Here is a 15,104-nt window from a genome sequence, read left to right as displayed (position 1 = left end):
GCGGCGTCACAGCACCGAAGCCCAGGCCAAGCGGCAGAGACGCTCAAAATCAAGCAGTCGACTCTTAAGCCGCTGCCTGCGAAATCTAGAATACAGGTTGGGCGGCACCTTTTCGAGCGCACCAATGCCGGCGCGATCAACCATTGAAGGTCAGGAATTGCTCGATTCCCCGCAACGCATCATGGATCAAACGGAAGCAATCGCCCCTCGCCTCAAGACCCGCTGGCGAGGCGAGAGCGGTTGATTGACCATCGACATCCACGCATTCACGCCTCACGCCGGCAATCTCCGGGGCTTCTCGCCCTGGTTGGCGCCGCGGGGGCATCCTGCTGGCATTGGAAAGTGCGACGGGCGCAGCCTATCCGGTTGTCACCTTCCGCGAGGTGCATGATGCCGAGGGGCGACGCGGCTGAGCTTCGCGCTTATTGGCGACAGGCCAACTTGCAATCCATCGCTGCATCCGTTCCTCGACCTGCTTCGCGAGCGCTATCCGGATCTCTCGGCTGACCCAGGAAAGGACTGAGCAGCATTTCGCCGTGCTTTCGCAACAGCTCAGTCGGTCGGCATGAAGTGCTTGATCATCGCCACAATCAACTTGGCTGGCTCGAGCCAGTGTCTCGGCAACACGATGCGCGGTCTGTATCGGGATGATTAGGACAACAGACCGCGTCGCAATGCCTCGGCAACGCAGTGGGCAATCGATGCTGCACCCAGCTTGCGGCGGGCGTTCTCAAGATGGAAAACGACAGTGCGCGGTCTAATCTGGACCAGAACCGCGATATCAGCGATAGTTTTTCCGCGCGCGACCCACGTCAGGCATTGACGCTCGCGCTGAGTGAGTTCACTGCCGGCGAGTTCCCCGCTCGCGGGTACGTCAGATTTCACGGCGACATGACTATGAAAATAGAGCGCGACGAGTTGTAGGAGATCCTTCCACTCAGCGACGAGTCGCTCCGGATGGATATTGCGGTCGGCCGTCGCGAGTGTAAATGCCGCCATCCGTCCAAACCCGCTTCTGATCGGCACGGTAATGCCTGACCTAATCCCGAACGTCGCGGCTTCATCAAAGAACTGGCGCTGTTCGCGGGTGCCGGCCGGGGCTGAGCCCTCGCCTCCCCAGCTAAACAACGCATTTTCCGCACGTGCGCGACGCACCACAGGATCGAGCTGCTGATATCTAAGCTGGAAGTACCGTCCGGTCCAAGATTTCGGATAGGACGAGATCAACATCGGCGTGTCGCCGCTCAGGCTCAGATAGGCAAATCGCTGGAAGCCAAGTCTCTGCGTCAGCCGCGTTCCGACCCGCTCGAATTCATCAGCGGTGACTGCAGTTTGGATTGCATCGATGAATTCCTGAAATATGCTTTCGACGGGGCTCATTCCTGGCTCTACTGTCCTGAACATAATCACTGTACTTTCCAATAGCCTCACCGCGCGCTTGGCCGCAAAGACTCTGACCGCATCGATTTACCGACGCTACTTAAGCGAAGTGCTTTCCGACGCCACAAAGTCCGGTAGACGGGCCCGCTCTGAATGCTCATTTGGTTATTTTGTCAGGTCCACAGGTCTCAGTTGCCGAAAGCCGTAGAGGGCAGCTGCCGTCTCGCCGAGCATCCGCCCGCGAGCGTCCTTGTCTGGGACGAGCTCCTCGAACCATTCCAGGGTCTGCGCGTAGGATGGCGCATAGGCGTGGGCGGCCGCGACGTGCGGCCACTCCGACCCGAAGACCAGCTGTTCTGGCCCGAGCGCCTTGAGCATCCCGCTTGCCGCCGCCTGGGCCCAGCCATCAGGGACGCGTGCGATCCCCGAGAGCTTCACCCACACCTCGGCGCCCTTTGCAAGCGCCAGGAATCGCTCCAAACGCGGATCCCAGGCAGGATCGCGGGCGTTATCTACAATCCCGAAGCCTCGGAACACCAGGCGATGGCCGTCTGCCAAGAGCAGCTCAGCGACGCGCTCATGTCCTTCGATGCCGCCGGACACCTCCAAGTGCAAGCCCAGCTGAAGAGCAGTCTCGAAGGACTCGGCCAGTGGATCGGGATTGTCGAGGCTTACCGCCAAACCTACGGCGCCTGATCGGCCCCACTCCTCCAGGACCTCAGGTGCCAGCGGTCGCACAAGGGGCGGAATGAGCCTCACTGGCATTCGGGCCTCGCTCGCCTGAGCGAAGAGCTCCGTGGGGTCGTCGTTCAGGAAAGCGGGCTGGACCAGGACCAGCCCGGTGACCGAGCAGTCGCGCGCAGCGCCTTCCAGCCGTTCCAAGGAGCCGTCGATGACCGGCGTGGCCCCCCGGCTCTCTCGGCGGAAGACGTGGACCTCACAGTCGATCCTCATGAAGCGGCCTCGCCGCAGAGCGCAACCGGCAGAGCGGCCGCAAGCTCGCAGTTGACGCGCAAAAGCAGGCTCTCAACAGCGGCCCAGCGGGCGGGCGAACTCTCCGGCTTCTGGTCAAGCCGGGAGCGGACGACGTCTCGGTGCCTGTTGGGGGCGTGGTGCCCGGCCGCGATGATTTTGCCGACAGGGCCGAGCCCCAAGATCGTATATTCGCACGCGATGGTCAATACGCGCTCGCGGCAGATGCTCATTTGATAATTCCTCAGCTATGTAAATCTTAGTTACGCAAAAAGCGCGCCAGATGCAGATCAGTGAAGAGGATCTGCTCCTTTCGCAGCCGCGTCCATTCGCAAGCGAGCTGGCTCCCTAGACCATTCCGATCACTCTCGCGCGATGCAAACATCTCGTGAGCGGATTCCAGACTCATTGCGCGGCCTTCCGACAATTGTCGTCCGTTGCGCCAATGCCGGCGTCTTCATTGGTTTCGACTATCATTCTGTGGCGGCCGCCACGTATTCGCGGATGGCTCCAGGCGCAAGGTCTGCACGATATTCGTGTTCCTTGAGTTCCTTATGAACGCTGACCTTCCCTAGCAATCTCCCCACTTGAACCATCGGTTGGTCGCCAGCTAACAAACGTGAGAGGAATGTTGTTGGTCTCAGCAACGGGCTCTACGTCGACGTATCGTCTAGCAGGATCAGCGCCACCGAATCATGACGGGTCTGCAGGCAAGGAAATATGTTGGTACGTAACGTACAGAGCGCGTCACTAATTCCGTCGCTGAATTCGTGGCGCATCACTTTTGTCCGAAACGCATCAACGATTTGATCCGCTTCTTTCCGGCGGCATTGTCTCGATTTTTTATTTGCGCTAAGGCGAAACAAGAAGGATGAAGCTGGACATACGATGCGGCTGGATCCGTCTAACCTAGCAAGAGCGGTCAGCAGTAGCTTCGGCTGAACGTGAGCAGGTGGTGCGGCGCTTCATGCGGGAGAGCCGCTCTATCAATGTGTGCCTGAAGGACTCTGGGGCAATGCACTCGGCATCACTGGGCCAGCGAATGATTTTGATGGCCTCGGTGAAAATGGACAGAGAAAACGGTGTCAAGTGAACGTGGTCCCCAAATTGATGCACCCCGACTCCTCATTCGTGACGTCTCAATCAAAGCAGCTAGGAGACTTCCTGCGGCGTCCCCCTTTGCAAACGATGCCCGGTCGTACAGATGCCAGTGACGGAAAAAACCAGTTACAAGAATCTCGCGAACCTCGCAGCGCATCAGGAAGCACTCGATAAAATCGTTTTTGGTGAATCGGTCTTTGGGATTTGACTGAGTTCAGGACCACTGGAGGAGAAATGTCGGGCGACGGGAAGAAAAGTGGTGGGCGTGAGCACCACAGTCATGACGAACCACACCACGTGCACGAGCGGCATGATCAGGATAAACATCACGACCATCGGCACCCTCCCGAGCCTCCGCCGAAGCCCTCGGGGCCGCCAGAACCTCCGAAACCTCCGCCGCGCCGTGTGGGCTAAGTGATGGAGATACCTGCAGAGCAGCAGGACAGTCCGAAGCCCCTCTGGGACCGGCGTTTTCCGGGTCGGTTTCGGTGGGAGATGGACGCCTTTGCTCAAGCAGAGGTTACTCCGAAGGTCGATCAAAGAGCCTTGGCGGACGGTCGGCTCGAGTTGAGCTTCGAATGGCCGCTGAGTGACAAACGTGTCCCTCTCCGGGCCATCTATCCGGACAGCTACCCTCACCTTCGTCCGCTCATCTACTTGACGGATTCAAGCTTCTTTCCGAAGCGGCATCGCTCGCCCCTTGACGGCAATCTCTGCCTGCTTGGACGGGACACCCGCCAATGGTTGTCGAGCTGGACTGTGCCCGAGCTTTTGCGAAAGCAACTGCAGTCGGCGCTTGAGGGCGGCCCGGACGAAGATCCACAGGGCGAGCCGGCAGAGGTATGGTGGAATCTCGCCAGCGGGCCAGATTCGTATTGCCTGATCGATTCCAGTTGGTCGCTGTTGCAGGCGAAGGCTCCAGGAAGGTTGAAGCTCGCCTATGTCGCTCGGTTCGACGACAAATCTGGCGATTGCAGCGGTCCTGTTTTTTTAGCCGCAGTAAAAACCGTGCTGGACGTTGACGGAAATGAAGTGGCGTCCTGGAATGGTCCCATGCCGAGCGCTTTGCAAGGCGAAGGCGTCCGGGAGATGGATATCCCCTGGGAACGCCGGGACAAAGAACTTCTTCCGACACCGCTGATCAACGATCAAAGTATCGGATCGGGTGAGCTGCTGAAGAGGCGCGCTAATCCCGCCCTTGGTTTCAATTTCGAATCCTCGTCAAAACGCGGCCAACTCGTTGCTTTTCTCTATCCCACGGAGACTCAATTTCGAAGAGATGGCGAGTCGTGGCTATTCGTCCTGGCTTGGGGTAAGCGCGATGCATTCTATCCTGGAAAGAAGTCTGCCTCTCAACTTACGCCTACCGTAGTAAGGACTTTGCGAGCCGGAAGGGATGATCTGATTTCTCGAGCCCCTGCGATTTCGGGTCTGGCGGAGCGGTCAGTTGCACTTATTGGCACCGGTGCGATCGGTGCTCCACTTGCAATCGAATCGGCGCGTAATGGCATCGGAGAACTCCGATTAATGGACTTCGACGTCGTCGAACCGGGAAACACTATTCGCTGGCCTCTGGGATCTTCGGCTTGGGGGCGCTTGAAAAATCAGGCTTTGGCAGACTTCATCGCGCGCGAATACCCGGCAACGAAGGTGAGCTTCATAACTCATTGTTTGGGTGCTTTCACGTCAAACACTGACATGGGAGATCTTTCTGTGCTGGAGGAGATCCTCGCCGGCGTTGATCTCATTATCGATGGAACAGCTTCGTTTGGAGCAACATCTCTGATCCACGATCAGGCGCGGTCACGTTCACTACCCCTCGTCGTTCTGTACGCTTCTCCCTCGGTAGCGGGCGGAGTGGTCTCTCTTTTCATGCCTGGCAGCGGATGCCCAGTGTGTCTGGAGTGGGCATGGCAAGATGAACCTAATCTCATCTCAGCTCCGCCTGGGATGTTCGACGAAGCCGAGTTGATCCAGCCACCTGGATGTGCTGAGCGCACGTTTTCCGGCACGTTCTTTGATCTCCAGGAGCTATCGCTGCAGGCGATGCGTGTTGTTGCTGGATTTTTTGCAAAAAGGCACCGCCTTTCATCATCCTTCGTGTACACGTTGGCCTTCCAAGGCGAGAATGGAATCCGCGTGCCAAATTGGCGCGAGAACAGATTGGCCCCTCATCCGCTGTGCTCATGCCAGAAGTAACAGTATGGATGTCATTCCATACTTTGGCGTTGCTGATCGAGGAGGCCGATCGGCGGTATCCGCTTGAAACGGGCGGAGCTCTCATCGGTTACTGGGGTGATGCCGTTACCGCAGTCGTAACCCAGGTGGTCGGGCCCGGTCCGGCTTCGGATCATCAACCTTATTCGTATCAGCACGACCATCTGTGGGAAGCTTCTCAAATCGCCCTTCACTATAAACAATCGGGGCGATCACACGTCTACATTGGCGATTGGCATACGCACCCTGACGCGACATTCGGCGACCTTAGTGGGACAGATCGACAGGTCACCCGGCAACTGATCAAATCTCGCGAAGCCCGCACTGTCCATCCGCTGATGGCTGTGCTCTTCGGGCGCCCAGGACACTGGGACTCGGCAATCTGGGTGGCCGCGCTGAAGCCGAGGTGGGGTTTTTGCTCGCGTCTTTCGCTTGAACCGGCCAAACTGCAGTTGTTCGACGCTGCCGAGGGCCAAGCAAACTGACGCTGCATCATACCTGCATTTTTGCGAACGCCGATGAAACTGCCTCCATCCGTGTGGAGAGCCTCTTATTTGATCGATCGTGGCTGAATGAGGCTTAGCGCCGGGAGGGGGCAAGCGCATGAGGGCTTGGCAGGCGATCGTATGCCAACGCTTTCCACTCGGCGTTTGGCGCGGCAGGATTTAAGCCAGCCCGATGCAGCGGATTGTTGCGTGCGGTCGTGTACAACGTCGTGTTTGCAGCATGGTAGCGGATGCCAAACAAGCGCAGGATTTGCTTTCAAAAAGAAAGCACGTACCGGCGCGTTCGTACTGACCAGCTGGGCTACACAGCGGCTCTCACGTGCGGAAGCCTCAGGCGATTGGTCCGGCAATTGCTCAGCTGCTTGTCGACAGCTGCAGCTCCCCTGCTTCGTCGGGGCTCCTCGCAATGGCTCGCTGAGGAGTCGGGTCCGCTCCCAGCCGCCGGCACAACTTTCTTTGGCCGCACGGCGTCAGCGGCGCCCTGTATGTAAGCCGTGATCTTCACGACATCCTCGTCCTTTAGCTTGCCCGTTAAGTCAGGTATGCCCGATCCTTGAAGGACCCGTTGAACACGATGTCCTTGTTGATGATCTCGTTCTTTGGGGGGTACCCGAGGTTTCGAACACTGCCATTGTCAACGCCGGGCACACCATGGCAGGGGCGTAGGCCGCGACATATAGCGCGGCGCAGGCTTCATAGTCCTTGGGCTCGTAGGGAACGCCTTGGAGAAGTATCGGCACCAGATGGGCTGCGAATCGGCGCGCCGTTGCCGGTGCCGATATGGACCATGTTCAGGACGCACTCGTAGGTAATGGTATCCCATGGCGTGCCTCCGCCGCCATTGACCAGTATTTGCCCGACAGATCCCAGGTCTTCGCGACGGCTTCCATCGAAAAATCCTCAAACGGCTTCGAAGGATCGCCAGGCCCGGTGAACCGGCGCCATACCTGGTTGCCGGTCTCGCTGGCGTAGCGGTGATATAGCCGCGCCCACCGAATTCGGCGCCGCCCTGGCCGATCATGACCTTGCCGTCGGAGGCGCGCGGCGCGCCGATGATGATGTAGGAGTGATCGTGATCGATCAGCGTGTCCTTCTCCTACACTTTCTTTCCGATCGCAGCATCGAGCGCGATCAGCCGGCCGTCAAAGGCGGCGACGAACACCTTGCCTTTGTAGGCGGCAACACCACGATTGACGACGTCGCGTCGCACAGCAGCCCTTATAGCTTTCGTCACGGTTGAGCCCGGGATCAAAAGCTCCAGATCTTCTTACCCATGCGCGCGTCGATCGCATGCACGATGCTCCAGCGACCCATGATGCCGTCGACCACGCGCGTGGCCTCGATGCCCCGCTCGGAGTCGAGGCTGTAGCTCCATACGAGCCCGAGATGCTTGACGTTGTCCTAAGTGATCTGATTCAGTTTCGAGAAACGCGTTTTCGGCATAATCGAGATATGGTTGCCTACTCCTGCGACCTCTCGGTGTTCGCCTTGATCATAGGAGTGTCGACTGCCGATGTGCCGCCTTGATCCGCACCGGCGTCAGTTCCTCTGCAAATATGTCGCTTGACGAACTGAGAAGAGCCGAAAGAACCACGGCGATGGGCGGCGAAAAGCGACAAGTATCATTCAGCAGCCGCAAGCGTATCATTTCTTCCTCCAGCGAGCGAAAGGCGAGCCACTTGCGCGGAGTAAGTTATGCTATGGGCCAAAATGCACCTCTTGAGACTCCAAGCGCTGTGATCGATAGCAGCCAGTTCAACACTGCGAACAACGGCGACCGCAACTCCATGCATGCCAAAATGGCAAACCATACTAAAATCGTTCGAGATCCGGGTGTAGACTTCGATCGCGAGGAGCCAGATAGCGCGAGAATTATCATAGCCGCAACCACGGAGCGGACCTGGGCGCTCGGAGGGCGATCCAATCAGGATCCGACTATGACCGCTCTACCTCAAAGCTGAACAAAGGGATCAGATAGTCGCGGATGATCATCGTGACGTGAGGTTCGTTGGCCTCATCCTCGGTCAACTGCTTGGTCTCCTCGCCATCCGCATATTCAGCGGTGGTCTGGATCAGATGTCCTTCCGAAGCAGAACCTCACATCATCGAAAAGAAATAGGGCCCCAGGCTTCAACAGCCGCACTGCTGCGATGGCAGCCGCCAGATCTACGTAGATCGAATGGCTACCATCGAGATAGATGATATCGAACGTCTTCCAATTCCTAGCCGACTTGATCAGGTTGAACAGGTATGTTTCCGACTCATTTCCAAGAAACCTAATGTTTCGATCGGAGATGCCTGCCCTCACCAGGTCGGCCCGGCGTTCGGCGCAAATATGTTCGAAGTCCAAGCCTACATAGTGGATGCCGAGCTCGTCGATAACCCTGAACCGCTCCTGCCTGAAGGTCGGTCCGACGCCGATCTCGAGAAAGCGGCATCCCGGATTCTGTCGAAGGATCTGGACCAGGCGTGCATGAACCCAGTGCCGATACGCACGGTAGTCACTCGGCAGAGGATGGCTACCGGCAAACAGCACGTCGTGACGGTCACCATTCATCTATCGTCTCGCGAATGATCAGGAAATGCACTCCTGGCATGTCGTACGCACGATCGAGCGCCTCACCTTCGCCGCCGTCACGACCAACGATGGCCAATGTCAGGCCGCTACCATCGAACACTGCAAGTGCAGAATGCCCAGGCTGCGCCGAAGCCGAAGCAACGACGCTCATGCCGGAACTTTATCGATGGCGAGTGATGCGGTCGCATCATCTCGATTCGCTCCATCCGTTGTGGCCGCTGCCAAATAGGGAGCAAAGAGCGAAATCGTCCGGGTGTGCGACTCGAGGGAACTCTTGCCGTTCCGCCCTGCCAGCCAATCGTCAAACAACCTTTTGCGGCCTGCGCGAAGGTCGGCGTTTCGGACAAGCGTGTCCCGCGCGGGATAAAGCCGTTCGCGTAAGGCTGCGCCGCCGAGGAAACCGGGATTCCGCCAAAGCGTGATGTGCGCCTCCCTGGTCAGTTGCGGATGACCTTCCGTGCTCACGTGTGGGCGCTTGAACATCCTGGCCTCGATCGCTGCGAAGGGACCGATATTCAAGCGGATGGTCTCGGACCCGTACCGTCCGTTCTTGTTGTAAACATCGGTTGGCAGTTGCCGCCAATTACGAAGCGACACGCTGGTCTGCAGAAGGTCCAGCCGAAACAGGCGGACGATTTCGCGGCTTCCGAGATGCCTTGCGGCTCCGGACGAGACAATATCCGTCTCACCGGTGGCGCGGGAAACAGTGCAGCGCTTGGCGCGTCGCCGCGAAGCCTGCGCACCGGATCCGGGCCAATCTGTCTGACCTGGTCGGCGGCGCTCGCCCGGTGGACGTCCAGCTCGACCGCCCGCCTCCCGAAGTGGTTCTCATTGTAACCCAGGAGACCGGAGAGAATATCGATGTAGTGATAACCGGAATGGCAAAGCATTCCGTAGCCGTAGCGGTAAGGATGGTCCTCCCGGGAGAGGATCTCGTCCTCCTGTGCCACACTCCCGCGTGGTGCTCGACACCAATATAGGTGACCGGCGTGCCAAGGTTTCGGGAGGCGCGCCGTGCATACCGGCCTATCAATTCGTAGACTGCGTTGTAGCGGCGGGGCGTCACGACCACACAACGGCCGCCAGTCCGATCGCAGATCTCCTTGAGCTCGGCTACCGCACCAACCAGACGGGTCCGCTGCAGGGCGTCCATTCGACCCCATGGGAAGCACGATGGGCTTGTCGACTAGACAATCAAGGCCAAGTCCGAGAGCCGCGCGAAGGTAGCCCAAATGGGCTTTAGGCTCGGTCGAGACGATGACTTTTGTGCCTGGACGTGCCAGAGACGTCACGACGTCCTCCCCCATGGCCGGAATACCAGATCGCGCGTCGCCGGAGATCGGGCACCCATGAGACGCTCGCCGGCTTGCATGTGCGGGTCCGGAAAAAGGCCTCCACATCGTCTCGCGCGCTGTCGAGCTCGACGACATGGAAGGCGGATGCCCGACCGCTGGCAACGGCGTCCTCGATCAGCGGAATATACTTTGCCCGGGCATAAGGACCGAGTCTGACAAGGATGATATCTCCCCGCATGCCTTCTGATACTCTCTCGCTCTTGCCTCAAATCAGAACTTCGGACATCATGAGGACAGACACCGGGGCGACCGGGCCGGGTTCTGACACGGCGGGATACTGCCTCCTCGCGCACCGAGAAGCGCCGGTATGGAGACCGCTTTTCGTTCATCGATAGCTTGATCAGGCGCAGGCAAGCGCACGGTTCTCGACATTCTTCAGGAGGACGACCTGGCTCGGGCAAGGGCGCAGCTACTGTTCGCTCGGAATTTCTTGAGAGCCGGCGAGCTACGCCAAACCTTCTCCAGGTCGAATTCCGGCGATCGGATATTGCCGAGGAGGAACCCGCGGCTGTCGGGATCCCCGACGATGAAGGAACAGGGATACAAATCGCCGTTTGTAGAGAGGTAGACCGCGGTGGTACCACCGTCGCATTCGGTATATCTGACGTTTGGCCGCGGCTGCGACGTATCGACGAAAATCGGCGGCGGCAGTTCGAGGCCTGTTGAGCTAGTCTGTGCAGCAATCCCCATCAGGGCTTCCTGCAGCTCTCGAATTTCGTCAGCCGAGCCCAAGAGCGCATCCTCATTGCCGAGAGCAACGCCCGAGGCGAACATCGGTTGGACCCTAAAGGAGTTGATGTCGATCCACGACAATAGCCGATACGCGTGAGCGCCTCACCAATGTTGTGCCGGTTGGCCATCATCCTGGCTTGCGCCAGGACCCCGCGATTGGCCGCCTCAGCCATCTGCCGGAGTGCGGAGTCGTAAACACCCGCCTTGCCCCGGAAGCGGTCCACTGTGTCCCGCTTTGCACCGTCAAAGCTGAACTGGAACGCTAGCTTCTTGGGATCGTCGAAAATTGAGACGACGTCAGGAATTGGCACCTGGCCGAGCCCTCATGTGTTCAGTTGCACCTGAAGGCCTCGATTGTTCGCATGGGCCATCACGGCTGCCGTGCGCGGAAACACCAATTTCAGAAGCGGCTCGCCACCCGTTAATGAGACTTTTCTGAGAGAATATTTGCCGACGAGAAGGTCGACGAATTTTGTCATCTCCTCGATGGATAGTTGTGATGGCTCCAAACGCCGCTTGTATTGATCACGATACTCTTCGGGAACATAACAGTGCTCGCAATGAAGATTGCAATAGAACGATACACATATTCTCGCGTGGTTGAAGACAATGGGAAGCGGACTGTCGACTGACATAGCATCCTATTGACTTTCTACCAGCGAGGCGGAGCAGGATTTATGCGCGTACGTCGCGGCGCAGGGTCCACGATTGTTGAGGACGCGATGTCACGCTTCAAACAGCTTAGCGGATTCTAGACATCAAGCGCGTTTGGTTTCAGACAGAAGCACGGCAAAGTCGATCTACGAGATCTCCTATAAGGAGATGCTGCAGTTGCTTCGCCAGATGCGCCATCGCTTAAGCTGCGTGCAGCTCGTGCTCGGCTACGCCAATTACCCCAAAAGAGCTGAGCCCGATAAGATTGTCAATCTTGCCCCGCTTATTGGGCCCCCTCGTGACCGAGCCCTCTATGCCGCCACGGCACCTATCGAGCATCCGGAAGACGACAAGGCATCGGCATCGTTGAACACTCGCAATTTTCCGATGGTATCCGAGCAGCGAGAGCCTTTTGGCGCAATAATCAGAGCGCGAGTACAAAAGCAAATATCTCTCGTTCTATGCTGAACATCTCACAAACTCGGACCAGGTGCACTGTTGTTACGCGGCTTGGATCGGCAACCGGCGCCGGACCAGACCGGTAGGTCAGGCATGAAAGCACGTCGGTATCTAATCCACGGCTCTATCGCAAAGCCAACCGCCAGAACACCGGCCTTGGTTATGGGCCACGTGATTTCGTCGTTCGTTTGGAGGCTCACGCCTTGTCTTTGGCGCTTTGCGTTTCAATATGATGGCGCACAAGCGCTCTTGGAGGAATGGCGTGACCGTTTACAACATTGCACTAATCGGCTTTGGCGGCGTCAACCGGGCTTTGGCGGAGCTTGTCGCGAAAAGGAATACGCTGTGGGAGCGCGAGCTTGGTTTCTGCTTGAATATCGTCGCCGTCAGTGATCTCCGCCTCGGTTCCGTCGTGTCGCCCGATGGGCTGGACCCGAGAATGCTTCTTCAAGCCAATTTCGCTCCCGGCGGCTTTGGGAGGCTTTCCGGCGGTCGGTCGCAAGCGGACAATGAAATGATCATCAAGTCGGCACCGCCAGATATCATAGTGGAGGCCACTTTTACCAACCCAAAAGACGGTGAGCCTGCCGTTACGCATTGCCGTTGGGCACTGAAGGCGAGGAAGCATGTCGTAACCGCCAACAAAGGGGTAGTCGCTTTTGCTGCTCACGAACTTAATACATTGGCGAAGGCTGGGGGCCTTAGCTTCGAATATGAGGGCGCGGTGATGAGCGGAACTCCGGTGATGCGTATGGCAGAGAAAACGCTGATCGGTACTCGAGTCATGGGCTTCGAGGGCATTCTCAACGGTACTTCGAATTTCGTTTTGGGGCGCATGGAGCATGGAATGGACCTTTCCTCCGCCATCAAGGAAGCGCAAGCGCTCGGGTACGCGGAGGCCGATCCAACTGCCGATATTGAAGGCCATGATGTTCGACTAAAAGTCGCGATCCTTGCGAACGAACTGCTGGGCGCGAGCCTCAAGCCAAAGGATGTCGCTTGCGAAGGCATCTCTAGATTGTCCAGCCAGGATATCAACACAGCCATCAACGAGAGCAGCCGATGGAAGCTAGTCGGCTCGGCCATTCGTGGCAAAGATGGTGTCGTTGTTGGGACCGTCGCTCCAAGGCGACTATCACTCCAGCACCCGCTGGCAGCGGTTGGAGGTGTTACAAACGCGGTTTCTCTTGATACCGAGCTGCTTGGATCAGTGACGATAGCAGGTCCAGGAGCCGGACGGACGGAGACAGCATATGCGCTTCTGTCTGATATTGTTGCAATCCATGCTGATCGTTCTAAGGCAACTGCGGCCGCGTGATTTGCAAGGTTTGCCTTTGATAACAATATTGATGGAAGCTTGACGAACGAACCTCTTTCCCTACCGCAGTTGCTAAAGGCCCTTACAACCGCGACTTCGAAGGTGGTCATATCGCTGCACTACCTGTTTTGAACGAAACGGATCGCTGTTGTCGTCCTGACTAAGTCGTGAGAGAGCTGCCGCTGAAACTCGATCCTGCAGCCGTATGATCGCCGACTCTTCCTACATACAGAACTTTGTCGTTCGGCCCCTCCACGTTGAGGCGCAGTTTTGCCGCGCCCCTCAAGACTTCACCGGCCGTGCGGCCGCCGTTATGCTCGAGGTCTAAAGCCACGTGGCGGATGCCGAGCTCCTCGTCCTGAACCGCTCCTGCCTGAATGTCTGTCCTACGCCTCGAGAAAGCGGCGTCCTCGATTCTGTCGAAGAACCTGAATCAACCGCGTATCAACCGAGTTCGTGTACGTGCGGTAGTTGCTCGGAAGAGGATGGCCAACTCAAATAGATGATCGACAACATTCATCAATCGTCTGCCGATTGCTCAGAAAACGTCCTTCTGACATGGCGCACGCATCATCTAACGTCTCACCGTCAGTGTGGTCACGACCAGCACGATGGCTACCGTCACGCCGCTTCCAGCGAAACTTGTAAGCCCAGAATGCACAGGGCTTGCCGCTGTTGGCGCGCCGACATTCATGCCGGAACCTTATTGACGGCAGATGATGCGGCCCTCGTGACCGCCGCCAGATAGCGAGCGAAGAGCGAGATCGTACGGGTGTGCGGTTCGATGGCGCTCGCACTACGGCGCCCCTCCAGCCAATCATTGCGGCTCGCGGCGAGGTCAGCGTTTTGACGAGTGTCGCCCGTGGAAAAGACCTTCTCTCGCAAGGCAGTGCGGCCGAGGAACCCGCCGTGAACCGGATGATGCTCGTATGATAGCGGAGGGCCGACAGCAGGTATGTGTTGGTCGGCACCGCGAAGTAGGCGAAATGGCCTTTCATCATGGCCCCGAGCCATCGTCGCTGCTCGTGAATCGACGTATGCCTGTGCCGACGTAGTGTTTCCTTGATCTCCCGAGAGCTTGGCTTTCAATCGCTTTCTCTGTGTCTTGCGCCCGAGTTGCAAGCCGACGCCGTCCTTCCTGGTGCTGCAGTAGTGCGTAAGCCCCAGGAAATCGAACGTCTCCGGCCTGCCCTGGCCCCGCTCTGCCCGGCGTCCTGCAGTATATCTTGCGAACTCGAGGAGGCAGGTCCTTTCCGGGCGCAGACTGAGCGCGAACTTTGCCAAGCGTTCCTTGAGACGAGGAGGCGTTGACGCATTTCGTGTCGAAACGTCTGGCGCCTTTTGTCATCGTCAATTACGATCCCCTTCGTCTTCAACATCGTCCGCTATTTCCAAAAGCTTGGTGAGCGACGGAAGTGATCACGACGCGATGTGCGTACGCGATGTCGTTAGCCTTAAGCCGCGCGCTCTGGTTATTTCCCCGGGTCCCTGCACTCCAAGGGAGGCCAGTATCTTCATGGCTGTCATCAACGAACGCTCTGGACCGTCCCAATTCTCGGGATCTGCCTCGGACACCGGTGTATGGGGAGCGTTTTCGGAGGACGCGTAGCTCGTGCACGCTCCCCATGCACCGTGGGTCCTCGTACATCACGCACGATGGCCGAGGGCTGTTCAACGAAACTCGCCTCCCCGCATTGACTCGGGCGCTGCCGCTCTAGTTGTTCAGCTCGATGCGTCATGCGCACCGGCACCCACTGTGACAGCGAGCTCCGACAAAGGCGAAATCATGTCCCTCGGACATTACTATCCAGAACCGATACTCGCCCAAGAAG

13 protein-coding genes are annotated in these 15,104 nt (G+C 58.0%); 5 read left to right on the top strand and 8 right to left on the bottom strand.

The annotated features are described in order from the left end of the window. Positions 1 to 651: 651 nt before the first annotated feature. The 4 genes from F758_RS0122425 to F758_RS49735 all read right to left on the bottom strand — a co-directional run bounded on the left by F758_RS0122425 (position 652) and on the right by F758_RS49735 (position 3,789). Positions 652 to 1,380: an autoinducer binding domain-containing protein gene (locus tag F758_RS0122425; RefSeq protein WP_024509976.1), complete on the bottom strand. Its 729-nt coding sequence runs from the start codon at positions 1,378 to 1,380 to the stop codon at positions 652 to 654. A 165-nt stretch (positions 1,381 to 1,545) separates the two neighbouring features. Further along, a complete protein-coding gene (locus F758_RS0122420) occupies positions 1,546 to 2,334 on the bottom strand; it encodes an amidohydrolase family protein (protein ID WP_024509975.1) in 789 nt (262 codons plus the stop codon). Next, positions 2,331 to 2,585 (bottom strand): hypothetical protein, encoded by a 255-nt coding sequence (locus F758_RS0122415; protein WP_024509974.1) that lies wholly within the window; start codon positions 2,583 to 2,585, stop codon positions 2,331 to 2,333. The genes F758_RS0122420 and F758_RS0122415 overlap by 4 nt, the downstream gene beginning before the upstream one ends. A gap of 1,024 nt (positions 2,586 to 3,609) precedes the next feature. Further along, complete coding sequence (locus F758_RS49735) at positions 3,610 to 3,789, bottom strand: hypothetical protein (RefSeq protein WP_157450106.1); 180 nt, start codon at positions 3,787 to 3,789, stop codon at positions 3,610 to 3,612. A gap of 159 nt (positions 3,790 to 3,948) precedes the next feature. On the opposite strand from F758_RS49735, the gene F758_RS0122400 reads away from it, so the two are divergent. The 3 genes from F758_RS0122400 (at position 3,949) to F758_RS49725 (ending at position 8,137) form a co-directional block, all read left to right on the top strand. Then, a complete protein-coding gene (locus F758_RS0122400; protein ID WP_024509973.1) occupies positions 3,949 to 5,652 on the top strand; it encodes a ThiF family adenylyltransferase in 1,704 nt (567 codons plus the stop codon). A gap of 8 nt (positions 5,653 to 5,660) precedes the next feature. Then, positions 5,661 to 6,155, top strand: a complete 495-nt coding sequence (locus F758_RS44340; protein ID WP_198026539.1) for a Mov34/MPN/PAD-1 family protein — start codon at positions 5,661 to 5,663, stop codon at positions 6,153 to 6,155. 1,544 nt (positions 6,156 to 7,699) lie between these two features. Continuing rightward, positions 7,700 to 8,137: a hypothetical protein gene (locus tag F758_RS49725; RefSeq protein ID WP_157450105.1), complete on the top strand. Its 438-nt coding sequence runs from the start codon at positions 7,700 to 7,702 to the stop codon at positions 8,135 to 8,137. Positions 8,138 to 8,232: 95 nt separating this feature from the next. On the opposite strand, the gene F758_RS0122375 is transcribed toward F758_RS49725, so the two are convergent. From F758_RS0122375 to F758_RS53315, 4 genes are all read right to left on the bottom strand, one after another. Further along, positions 8,233 to 8,733: a class I SAM-dependent methyltransferase gene (locus tag F758_RS0122375; protein WP_024509970.1), complete on the bottom strand. Its 501-nt coding sequence runs from the start codon at positions 8,731 to 8,733 to the stop codon at positions 8,233 to 8,235. After that, complete coding sequence (locus F758_RS0122370; RefSeq protein ID WP_024509969.1) at positions 8,723 to 8,905, bottom strand: hypothetical protein; 183 nt, start codon at positions 8,903 to 8,905, stop codon at positions 8,723 to 8,725. The genes F758_RS0122375 and F758_RS0122370 overlap by 11 nt, the downstream gene beginning before the upstream one ends. A gap of 1,579 nt (positions 8,906 to 10,484) precedes the next feature. Next, the gene (locus tag F758_RS0122355) at positions 10,485 to 10,922 is read right to left on the bottom strand and encodes an SPASM domain-containing protein (RefSeq protein ID WP_157450104.1); all 438 of its coding nucleotides are present in this window, start codon (positions 10,920 to 10,922) and stop codon (positions 10,485 to 10,487) included. Positions 10,923 to 11,164: 242 nt separating this feature from the next. After that, positions 11,165 to 11,476: a radical SAM protein gene (locus F758_RS53315; RefSeq protein WP_084305569.1), complete on the bottom strand. Its 312-nt coding sequence runs from the start codon at positions 11,474 to 11,476 to the stop codon at positions 11,165 to 11,167. 740 nt (positions 11,477 to 12,216) lie between these two features. Here F758_RS53315 and F758_RS0122340 point away from each other — a divergent pair. Both F758_RS0122340 and F758_RS53310 read left to right on the top strand, forming a co-directional pair. Then, positions 12,217 to 13,272: a homoserine dehydrogenase gene (locus tag F758_RS0122340; protein WP_024509964.1), complete on the top strand. Its 1,056-nt coding sequence runs from the start codon at positions 12,217 to 12,219 to the stop codon at positions 13,270 to 13,272. 1,488 nt (positions 13,273 to 14,760) lie between these two features. Beyond that, a complete protein-coding gene (locus F758_RS53310) occupies positions 14,761 to 14,970 on the top strand; it encodes a glutamine amidotransferase-related protein (RefSeq protein ID WP_502689170.1) in 210 nt (69 codons plus the stop codon). Positions 14,971 to 15,104: the final 134 nt, after the last annotated feature.

Source organism: Bradyrhizobium sp. ARR65 (genome assembly GCF_000472385.1).
Lineage (GTDB): Bacteria > Pseudomonadota > Alphaproteobacteria > Rhizobiales > Xanthobacteraceae > Bradyrhizobium.
The sequence above is the reverse complement of the archived record's forward strand: the minus strand, read 5'-3'. Positions and strand labels throughout refer to the sequence as shown.

Coding starts and splice junctions, on each gene's coding strand:
- F758_RS0122375 (WP_024509970.1), bottom strand. CDS start 8,733: ATGAATGGTGACCGTCACGACGTGCTGTTTGCCGGTAGCCATCCTCTG.
- F758_RS49735 (WP_157450106.1), bottom strand. CDS start 3,789: ATGGTCGTGATGTTTATCCTGATCATGCCGCTCGTGCACGTGGTGTGG.
- F758_RS0122400 (WP_024509973.1), top strand. CDS start 3,949: ATGGACGCCTTTGCTCAAGCAGAGGTTACTCCGAAGGTCGATCAAAGA.
- F758_RS53315 (WP_084305569.1), bottom strand. CDS start 11,476: ATGTCAGTCGACAGTCCGCTTCCCATTGTCTTCAACCACGCGAGAATA.
- F758_RS0122420 (WP_024509975.1), bottom strand. CDS start 2,334: ATGAGGATCGACTGTGAGGTCCACGTCTTCCGCCGAGAGAGCCGGGGG.
- F758_RS0122370 (WP_024509969.1), bottom strand. CDS start 8,905: ATGAGCGTCGTTGCTTCGGCTTCGGCGCAGCCTGGGCATTCTGCACTT.
- F758_RS44340 (WP_198026539.1), top strand. CDS start 5,661: ATGTCATTCCATACTTTGGCGTTGCTGATCGAGGAGGCCGATCGGCGG.
- F758_RS0122415 (WP_024509974.1), bottom strand. CDS start 2,585: ATGAGCATCTGCCGCGAGCGCGTATTGACCATCGCGTGCGAATATACG.
- F758_RS0122425 (WP_024509976.1), bottom strand. CDS start 1,380: ATGAGCCCCGTCGAAAGCATATTTCAGGAATTCATCGATGCAATCCAA.